Below are 8,787 nucleotides of genomic sequence, written 5' to 3' on the forward strand. Positions count from 1 at the left end.
GCACCGCTCGTGACCACCTACGGCCCCTCACCGCCCTAGGGCTGGCATGACGAACCCGGACACAAGAGCACTTCTCAAAGACCCTGCGTCCGGACGGTTGCAGTAAAGGATGCGGTGGTGGGCGGTAACGCCCGCGAGACGGCTCCGCCCGGCGCGTTATGCAACGGTCGGGGCGGCGAGCGTAAAAAGCGTGCAGACAGCGCAGTTGATCAGGCGATGGAGCGAGCTGCCAGGAAGAGAGCAAGGGGGCCTGCGAGCAGCAGGAAGCGTCCTCGCTCGGCCTCATGCAGCGCAGCGTCGAGCGGCCACCAGTCCAACTTGAAGTGCTGTTCGCTTTCGGTGAGTTCCTGGGAGCCCAAGGTGAGGTGCTGGGCCAGGAACAGGTCGATGCGGGCCGTTGAGGCGAGCATCATGGCGTAGCTGCCCAGGTGTTTCCAGGAGGAGGCGGTGACGCCGGCTTCTTCCTTGAGTTCACGGCGGGCACAGGTGGCCGCATCCTCGTTGTCCTCGCGTCGGCCGCCGGGCAGGAACAGGTATTCGCCGCCGTGTTCGGGAAAGTGCGCGCTGAGGATCGCGACGTGGTGATCGTCGTTGACCGCCACGACCACGGAGGCGTCGCGCTTGGGTGCATCGCTCATGGGCGGTGAGCGTAGCGGTCATCACTGAACCCATGCGGCATACGGCACGGTGGTCACGCTGGGATGCACGATGCCCCGTCCGTGGAAGCCGTCGTCGCCGTAGGCGTCTCCGTGATCGGCGCACATGATGATCAGCCACGAACGGGCAGCGGTGAGCTGATCAACGAGTCGACCCAGGTGCCTATCAACGTAGGCCAGGGCCGCTTGTTGGGAGGAGACAGTGTCCGCGCTCTGGCCGAGGTAGTGACCGTGCGGGACGTGCGTTGCGCTCACGTTGATGAAAAGGTAGAGCGGCCGGTTCGCGTATTGCTCGGCAAGCTTGAGGGCCTGGTCGACTTGGTGCCGGGTGGAGTCTGGCTCGGGAGAGCAGAACTCTGGGCGCCAGTGGTCTTCGTCGAACAGGTCGGGCAGCACGCCGCCGAGGGGTGTCTCCCGGGAGAAGTAGGTGACGCCTCCCACGCACACCGTGCGATAGCCGTGGACCTTCAACCCTTGCAGCAGGTTGGGGGCGTCGAACACGAAGGTCCGCTCGTCGACGTCCTTGAAGGCCGGGGGCCGGCACTCCCACAGGCGCGGTGGCTGGCGGGGCGTTGGCACCTTGGGCAGGAACCCGGAAAAGAAGGCGGTGTGGGCGGGCAGCGTGAACGTGCCCGGCGTCCATCGGCGCTCCCACCGTCCGGCGGGCAGCAGCCGGGCCAGCTGCGGGGTGCGGCCCTCGCGCAGGGCACTCTTGGCCACGTCGTAGCGCAGCGAGTCGATCGTCACGAACAGGATCGGAAGGCCGGAGGTGATGATGTGCGCGGCATCGATCGCACCGGGAGTATGGATCGGAATGCTCATCGCTCGGCCTCCTCGTGGAAATCGAGCACACCGCGCGCCCTGTCATTGACGGGGATCGGGACACGGTCCGTGGCGATGAGGGCGCGGATGCGGTCGAGGCCGGACCGCTCCGTCAGGCGCTCGCCGAGCACGTCGTACAAGGTGATGGTTACCGTGTCGTCCTCGCTGGTCGTGATGTAGGCGCCGACGGCGTTCTCGTCCTTGCGAACAGCCAGCAGGCCGTCCTCATCGACCGCGCCCACCAGGACGGTGGTGTGGCATCTGTAGTGCTGGGCGTTGACGGCGCCACGGGCGAAGCGGGCCGCGTATTCCGTGCTCACCGGGTGCCCGTCGTGTCCGACCACGGCCCGGGAGGCGCCACGAGTGACGACCAGGCAGGAGCCGAGCCACCAGGCGACGCCGGCGTGGATCTGGTCGGGGTGGGTACCGCTGGCGCCGCTTCCCGTGATGACGGCGACTGTGTCGATGGGGTTAAGCACGAGAGCGCTCCAGGGCGTGCTTGATCTCGTGGGCGAGTTGGTCGGGGGTCTTGCCGTCGGTGCCGACCCAGACTGCGCTCGGGTCGGCGGCGGCGACGGCCTCGAAGTTCCAGAGCAGTTGCTTCAGGCGGCCGGGCACCGCGAACAGGTCCCGGTCGTCCTGCTTGATGTCCTTCTTGGTGTGCAGCCGGGCCTTGAGCGTCTCCTCGGAGCAGCGCAGGTAGAAGGTGACGGTGGGCCGGATCATGTAGGGCAGGAACGGGGCGGCGAGTTGTCGTACGTGTTCGAGTCCGATGTTGTGGACGGCGGCGTGGCAGGCAATCACGGAGGACTGGTAGCGGTCGGCTACCACCGGGCTGATCTGGCGGGCGGCGCGGACACGGTCTGCGGCGTGCAGCAGACCGGAGAGATAGAAGGCGAGCTGGGGCAGCGGAGCGAGACGGTCGTTGGCCGTCTTGGACCAGTCATTGTGCGGTTTGGGCAGCGTGTGCAGGTGCGCCGCCTTCAACTGCTGAGTCAGCAGCCGGGCCAGGGTCGACTTTCCGATGCCGGAGACCCCTTCGAGAACGATGAACGGCAGCTCGCTGCCTTCGTAGGTGCGCGGCCGGTAGGCGACGGGCAGGTCGTTCACGTCACAGGGTTCCTTCCGTGAAGGCGGCGATGTGGCGGGCGACGGCCGCGGTCAGGGCGAGCGGGTCGTCGAGGTGGGCGAGCAGGTCAAGGCGCAGGTCCTCACGCAGCAGGCACGGCTGCAGGCCACCGGCCTGGTCGACGCGCAGCGCCCAGAACCCTTCGATGCACTGGGAGCGCAGCGGGCAGGTGCCGCACTGGCCGACGTGATGTCGCCCGAGGTCGCGGTGGATGACGTCGATCTCGACGCCGTCGATACGGAACACCCTTCGCCCCTGCCCGACCCCGGCGATCTCGGTGTGCTCATGACTGGTGAGGCTGCGCAGGTAGCGGATGAGACCGTCGGCGGACACGGCTGCCGACGAGCCGGACGCGTTGTAGTCGGTGTCGACGAGCTCGATGAACTGCACCGGCATCCGGCGTTCGAGCGCGTAGTCGAGGATCGGCAGGATCTCGTGCTCGTTCTGACGCTGTAAGAGGCAGTTCAGCTCGACACGAGGAACGATCTCGCGAGCCGCTTCGATGCCGTCGAGGATGGCGCGGATGCCCTTGTGGACCTTCGCGATCTCCATCAGCGACTGGTCGGAGAAGTAGTGCAGCGACACCTTCACCTTGTCCAGCGGAGTGCGGGCCAGCCATTCCTGGTTGCGGCGCAGTAGCAGGCCGTTGGTGATGAGGGTGTAGGAGGCGTCCGGGGCAGCGGGTGGCAGTGCCTCAAGAACAGGGCGGGCCCAGCGGGAGATGAGGGGCTCGCCGCCGGTGAAGTACACCCGCTTGAGTCCGGAGCCCATGAGGCTGTTGATGGTCTGCACGTACGCGGCAGCGTCGAACTGCCGCGCTCGGGGCTTCTTGCTGTGATCGCAGTGGGCCTCCGGCGGCGGGACGTCGCCTTCGTTGTGGCAGAACCAGCATCTGGCGTTGCAGTGCGGGGTGAGGGAGACCCGCAGCTGGCCGCGCAGGGCGGCGAAGTTGTGCAAGGCCGTGTAGTCGACGTCGCTGGTCGCCGGGACAGGCGTGGGGGGGGTGAAGGGTACGGGCATGGGAGCCTCCGGAGATCGGGGAGCGGAGCCGTGTGCGCCGGGCAGCTGGAGAACTGGATGGGCTCTGGCATCTCGGGTCAGGCTGTTTGCCTCATGGGATCGATCACCCAGCGGCTTCCGCACCCACTGCAGTTGTCATCCGCCCTGCGGGAGATCGACACTCCGCCATCCGCGGGCGTGCACGAAGTCCGCCCTGGACCGGATGTGCCAGGAGATGGCGGCGGCATGGCTGGACACAGTTCCTCACGCGCTTGGCCTTCCGTCACATGGGGCCAGGGCAGCTGCGCAGTTGGACGCGTCGGAGGAGAGGAAGACTGGACGCGCGCTGAACTCGTAGTGGGTACTGCCTTCACTGACGAGATGCACGTACATCTCGCCGCACGTCAGGTAGGTCACCGCGTCGAGTGCACGGCCACGATCACTCAGCCAAGAGAGAATCGCGGCTGCAGCGTGAGGCTCGTCCATCTGCCAGACCGCTTGGCGGGCACGCCAGCGCAGCCACGCCAGGGCCCGCGCAGGCGTCTGCGCGACGTGGCCGGCGATCTGGAAGGCCCGTAGCGGAGGACCGAAGCTCTGGTCGTATCCGTTGAACTCAGCCCAGTATCCGGCGGCGTGCTGCTGCGGCGCCATGGTCCAGTGGCTGCGCATGCGATTCATGGAGCTTGCACCTCGCTCACGCAGATCTCGAACCACACGCTCTTGCCGATCGGCCCGGGTTCGACACCCCAACGGTCGGCGAGGCTGTCGACGAGCGCGAGACCGCGGCCGGACAGGGCGGTCCAGTCGGGTTCTTTCTGCACAGGAAGTTCGTTGCTGGTGTCTTCAACAACCACGCGGATACAGCTGACTTGGCGCTGGAGCGTGAGGATGCAGTACGGGGAGCGGGTGTGCCTATCGACGTTGGCGAGGAGTTCGTTGACGCAACAGACCACCGAGTCCGCAAGCGCCGCCAGCCCCCACCGCCGAACGTGAACCGTCACGAGGCGCCGTACCACCGTCAACACATCCGGATTCGCCATAAGTTCTTGCCGGTACTCCTTCGTGCCTGCCTCTGCCATGCCGTTCGCGCCTCCGCCAGCTCCGAGGTCAACGTGGCACCAATCCCTACACGACTGGTTGATCACTGATTTCTCCATCGACATGAGCCAGCAGGTCGAGGAGGTTGGAGCGCACCCAGCGGATGCAAAGCCGCAGGCGCCCCCGCTGGCCGGGGTCGCCTTCCGAAGCCTGGTCATGCACCTATCGCACCGCGCGGCGACGCCCTCTACCAGGGGAATCCGGAGGGGGAAAAACCTGGCAAGGGGGGAAATCCGAGGGGGATTTGAGGCCATCATTGGAATCCGCCCACTGCCAGAGGTCACACTCATGCCAGCAGATGCGTTCGCCGAGCTGCTTCTCCGACTCAGGAAGGAAGCGGGCCGGAGCCAGGAGGAGCAGGCAGCCGCTATCAATGCCGTCTCCGGCCGGGACACCATGACCCGCCGCGAAGTCAGCCGCTATGAGAACTTTGACAACGTCCCGACAAACCACACGCTTGCGCACATCGCGGCGGCCTGCGGCGTCCCCTTCGACGAGCTGCAGCGGGAGGCGAAAGCCGCCCGCGCCAGGCGCAGGCGGGGGTACGTCCGTGAAGTGGAGGACCTGGACGACGTGAAACGCCGAACGCTACTTGGAAGCGCTGCCATCGGGGTAGCCACCGCTGCCGAACCCTGGGAGCGACTAGCCTGCGCCCTCAGCAAGGGAACCAAGATCGATGCGACCTCTGCGGTCGCCCTCATCGATCGAGCCGCTGAACTACATGTGCAGGAGCTCAATCTCAGCGCCCGTCTTCTCCAAAGCACAGTCGAGTCGCACCTCGACGCGATCACAGCCGCTCTGCCGCGCGCCGGCGAACATGAACAGGCCCTGACCATCGCCGCCGGGGAGACCGCCGCCCTGGCCGGATGGGTGGCGTGGGACTTGGGAGAGCACGACAAGGCCGGCGCCTATTACCAGGTCACATCGGAGTGTGCACAGACCGCAGGTCACCCGCCGCTTCGGGCCTTGGCCCTGACCTACGCCAGCTACGGTTCCCCGACGCCACAGGAGAAGTTGGAGTTCCTTGCCCAGGCTGCCCAGGATGTGCGTGGTCATGGCAACGCCACCGCTGCCGCCTGGGTCCATGGCAGACACGCGGAGGAGGCTGCACAGTTCGGCGACGACACGGGCGCGCTGCACGCACTAGATCGCGCACGGTTCGCCTACGACTTCGCGGACCACACCAGCGAGCAGGCATGGGTACGGTTCGTCACCCCGTACCGAATGGACTCTCTCGCACTCTCCGTATACGGACAGTTGCGGCGACAAGAGCTGATCGCCACGGCAGACAGCGCGGTCAAACGCCTCGGAACTGGCCTGTCCGATGGTGGCGTCGTCGTCCTCGGCGACCTGGCATCGGCGCTGTTGCGTGGAGGCGACATCGACCAGGGTGTCTACGTGTCACGTCAGTTCGCATCCGCGTCACAGGCCAAGCCCAACACGATGGGCAAGGAACGGGCCCGGACGGTCGCCACTTGGCTCCCCGACAGCGAACGGGACCTCGCCCACCACCTGCGGCAGTTCACGTCCTGAACCTGCGCCCGGTCCCTGAGCGAACGCGAGGTTCAGGACACAAGCGCCGACGCCCTGTCCGCCGCCTCTTCAGGACGCGGTCGTCTCCTCGACAACCCAGGACAGGTACGCCTCGGACCCGCCGGTCACGGGAAGGGTGATCCATTCTGGAACGTCGTACGGGTGCTGCTGGGCCACCCATGCGCCAAGCTCCGGCAGCCGATCCGTGGTCGTCTTGTACGAGATCCGCCATTCTTGAGCGGTCTCGATGGCGTCCTTCCACCGGTAGACGGCGGTGAACGGAGCATCGATGTGGGCGCAGGCCGCCAGCTGCCCCTCAACCGCACCTCGCGCCAGCGCCTCCGCCTTGCCCTCGTCGTCGACGGTCGTCTGCGCAATCACAATTTCGGTGGCCATGCAACTACCTCTCCAGCTCGGTGTACCACGACCCTACCCAGCCGACCGGACATCTTCAGCGCGCGTCTCAGTCCGGCGCCAGCGGGTCGACGAGGACGGCGCGCTGCGCGAGGCGACCCGGCTGCACACCGAACGCTTCACCACCGCCGTCTCCCAACTCGGCGGTGAGTCCGCTGCGGTGCGGCTGGGCGCGGTGCACGCACTGGCCGGGCTCAGCGACGACGCGCCCACCGACCTGCTGCGCCAGACGTGCACCGACGTGCTCTGCGCCTCGGGCCTGTCCTGTCGATCAGCGGGCGAGCGCCCTGCCGTGGGGCTCCGGATTGGGTCAAGGCGCTTGACGCGTCGAGACAGAGGCAAATGGTTCTGCACGTACTCTTGCAGCATGCAGCGTTGCACGATCGGGCAGGCGGCCCGTCTGCTGGGCGTCAGCCCAGATACCGCACGTCGGTGGGCCGATGCCGGACGCGTGACCACCCGGCGCGACGAGGGCGGACGCCGTCTTGTCGACGGGAAGGACCTGGCCGCCTTCTCGGTCGAACTAGCCCAGAACGGCGGTGAGGAGGACACCTCCTACACCTCTGTCCGTAACGCCTTCCCGGGCATCGTGACCGCCGTGAAGCTGGGCGATGTCGCGGGCCAGGTCGAGATCCAGGCCGGGCCGCACCGACTCGTCTCGCTCCTCACCCGGGAGGCCGTGGAGGAGCTGGGCCTCGAGGTCGGCATGGAGGCCACCGCCCGCGCGAAGTCGACCAACGTACATATCGACCGCACCTGACGCCCACGCACCAGAACCCTGCAGAGGGTGCTGCGTGACGCGCGGAGTGCGCAACGCAGCACCCTCTGCACCCTTTACCAGGGCGCGGCAGATACGAGCCACAATTACCCATGTGGTTGATTCCTAGGAGCCTGCAATACGCTTTTTCCTTGCATCTGCGTCTAGGGAGACAGAGGGTCGCGTGATAGAGCAAGGCATGTTGCCGCCGGGGCAGCGTCTGGCGAAGGGCTGGCCCATCTCGCATTACGGGCCGGTTCCCCACTTCCGCCCGGAACGCTGGTCACTCCAGGTCTTCGGCACCACCAAGAGCGGGGACAAGTACACCTGGGGCTTCGACGATCTCGCCGTGTCAGAGCCGAACGTTGACATCCCCTTTCACGACGTAGTCGCTGACGTGAAAGCGGCCGGTTGTGAGGCTCCAGTCGAGATTTCCGCGAATCCATGCCTTCAAGCCGGCGATGTACAGTTCGACCGCTCTACTCGGGTGTCCGGCGTGCAGGATGTCGGCGAGTTGGACAAATCGGCGGGTGTCGGCGTTGGCGAACGCGGCGGTTTGGGCGATCGCGTCGACCGTGGAAAGTTCCCGTTCCTGTGAAAGGGCCCAGGGCAGGTTCATTGGAACTTCCCTGGATTGTTCCCGCAGGCCGGAGAGGATGTCGTGGTGATTGGAGATGATACGGGTGGCCAGGCGCACCGCGGACTGCAGGCCGGGGTGGCACCATAGGGGCCCTGGGAGTTGGTAGTTTCCGGCGATCTCGCTGAAAAGGAAGCACACCGAGCGGGTCGCGATGCTGGAGTCCCGCAGGGCGATGTAGTCATCCACCGGCGGGGTTATCTTGCGGCATAGGTAGATGGCCTCGCAGGCTCCGGCCATGAAGTATTCGACCATGCCGCCGATTAAGCGGTCCCGTTGTTCTTCGGTCGCCAGAGCGCGGACGCGGTTGCTGATGTCCTGTAGCGCCCGGTGATGGTGAGTGGGGGCGGGCGGGAGATCGTCCGGATCGTGAAGGATGCGCACGGAGTGAAGAATGTGGCTGGCCGTGACGGGCAACGTGTCGGTATGGCCTGGTTCTTCGATGTTGGCATCGTCTGTCAGGAAGAGCCAGGTCATCAGGTCCGAGGCGAGCTGGATGACCTCGGACCGGCCGGCAGGGTAGGTCCGGGCGGCCAGAGTACCGAACTGGGAGTCGTGGGCTGACCGTTCTTCTTCGGCAGTGGTGATGTAGCCGTAGCGTTGCATCCATGCGAGGGTGCCGGCTTCCAGGGACTGGGCGTCGGCATGAATTGCTGAGGGGAAAGGGCAGTAGAGATCTGGGACTGTCAGCTCGGCTGGCGCACTCATGCTTATCCTTTACGACTCTTTGGTCAGTGGGTAC

At 66.1% G+C, this 8,787-nt stretch carries 12 protein-coding genes; 2 read left to right on the top strand and 10 right to left on the bottom strand.

All coding sequences use genetic code 11. From position 1 onward, the window contains the following. Positions 1-209: 209 nt before the first annotated feature. From ACFQ7F_RS43985 to ACFQ7F_RS44015, 7 genes are all read right to left on the bottom strand, one after another. Entirely contained in the window at positions 210-638 is a 429-nt protein-coding gene (locus ACFQ7F_RS43985) for an NUDIX hydrolase (protein ID WP_383284738.1), read from the bottom strand. 21 nt (positions 639-659) lie between these two features. Continuing rightward, positions 660-1,478 carry an STM4013/SEN3800 family hydrolase gene (locus ACFQ7F_RS43990; protein ID WP_383284741.1) on the bottom strand — a complete coding sequence of 273 codons (819 nt, stop codon included), beginning with the start codon at positions 1,476-1,478 and terminating at the stop codon, positions 660-662. Then, positions 1,475-1,957 (bottom strand): hypothetical protein, encoded by a 483-nt coding sequence (locus ACFQ7F_RS43995; RefSeq protein ID WP_383284744.1) that lies wholly within the window; start codon positions 1,955-1,957, stop codon positions 1,475-1,477. Before ACFQ7F_RS43995 ends, ACFQ7F_RS43990 begins: the two co-directional genes overlap by 4 nt. After that, on the bottom strand, positions 1,950-2,588 hold the full coding sequence (locus ACFQ7F_RS44000; RefSeq protein ID WP_383284747.1) for a dTMP kinase: 639 nt from the start codon (positions 2,586-2,588) through the stop codon (positions 1,950-1,952). The genes ACFQ7F_RS43995 and ACFQ7F_RS44000 overlap by 8 nt, the downstream gene beginning before the upstream one ends. A 1-nt stretch (position 2,589) precedes the next feature. Then, complete coding sequence (locus ACFQ7F_RS44005; protein ID WP_383284750.1) at positions 2,590-3,627, bottom strand: radical SAM protein; 1,038 nt, start codon at positions 3,625-3,627, stop codon at positions 2,590-2,592. A 243-nt stretch (positions 3,628-3,870) separates the two neighbouring features. Then, positions 3,871-4,284: a hypothetical protein gene (locus ACFQ7F_RS44010; protein ID WP_383284753.1), complete on the bottom strand. Its 414-nt coding sequence runs from the start codon at positions 4,282-4,284 to the stop codon at positions 3,871-3,873. Beyond that, a complete protein-coding gene (locus ACFQ7F_RS44015) occupies positions 4,281-4,685 on the bottom strand; it encodes an ATP-binding protein (protein ID WP_383284756.1) in 405 nt (134 codons plus the stop codon). Before ACFQ7F_RS44015 ends, ACFQ7F_RS44010 begins: the two co-directional genes overlap by 4 nt. A gap of 307 nt (positions 4,686-4,992) precedes the next feature. On the opposite strand from ACFQ7F_RS44015, the gene ACFQ7F_RS44020 reads away from it, so the two are divergent. Next, positions 4,993-6,237 carry a helix-turn-helix domain-containing protein gene (locus tag ACFQ7F_RS44020; RefSeq protein WP_383284769.1) on the top strand — a complete coding sequence of 415 codons (1,245 nt, stop codon included), beginning with the start codon at positions 4,993-4,995 and terminating at the stop codon, positions 6,235-6,237. Between the two features lie 69 nt (positions 6,238-6,306). On the opposite strand, the gene cutA is transcribed toward ACFQ7F_RS44020, so the two are convergent. Both cutA and ACFQ7F_RS44030 read right to left on the bottom strand, forming a co-directional pair. Next, entirely contained in the window at positions 6,307-6,633 is a 327-nt protein-coding gene (gene cutA, locus ACFQ7F_RS44025) for a divalent-cation tolerance protein CutA (RefSeq protein WP_383284758.1), read from the bottom strand. A 67-nt stretch (positions 6,634-6,700) separates the two neighbouring features. Next, a complete protein-coding gene (locus tag ACFQ7F_RS44030) occupies positions 6,701-6,832 on the bottom strand; it encodes a hypothetical protein (RefSeq protein ID WP_383284760.1) in 132 nt (43 codons plus the stop codon). A gap of 186 nt (positions 6,833-7,018) precedes the next feature. On the opposite strand from ACFQ7F_RS44030, the gene ACFQ7F_RS44035 reads away from it, so the two are divergent. Continuing rightward, positions 7,019-7,411 (top strand): molybdopterin-binding protein, encoded by a 393-nt coding sequence (locus ACFQ7F_RS44035; RefSeq protein ID WP_383284763.1) that lies wholly within the window; start codon positions 7,019-7,021, stop codon positions 7,409-7,411. A 349-nt stretch (positions 7,412-7,760) separates the two neighbouring features. Here ACFQ7F_RS44035 and ACFQ7F_RS44040 read toward each other — a convergent pair whose 3' ends face one another. Further along, positions 7,761-8,753 (bottom strand): hypothetical protein, encoded by a 993-nt coding sequence (locus ACFQ7F_RS44040; RefSeq protein ID WP_383284766.1) that lies wholly within the window; start codon positions 8,751-8,753, stop codon positions 7,761-7,763. Positions 8,754-8,787 lie beyond the last annotated feature (34 nt).

Source organism: Streptomyces sp. NPDC056486 (assembly GCF_042795295.1).
Classification (GTDB): domain Bacteria; phylum Actinomycetota; class Actinomycetes; order Streptomycetales; family Streptomycetaceae; genus Streptomyces.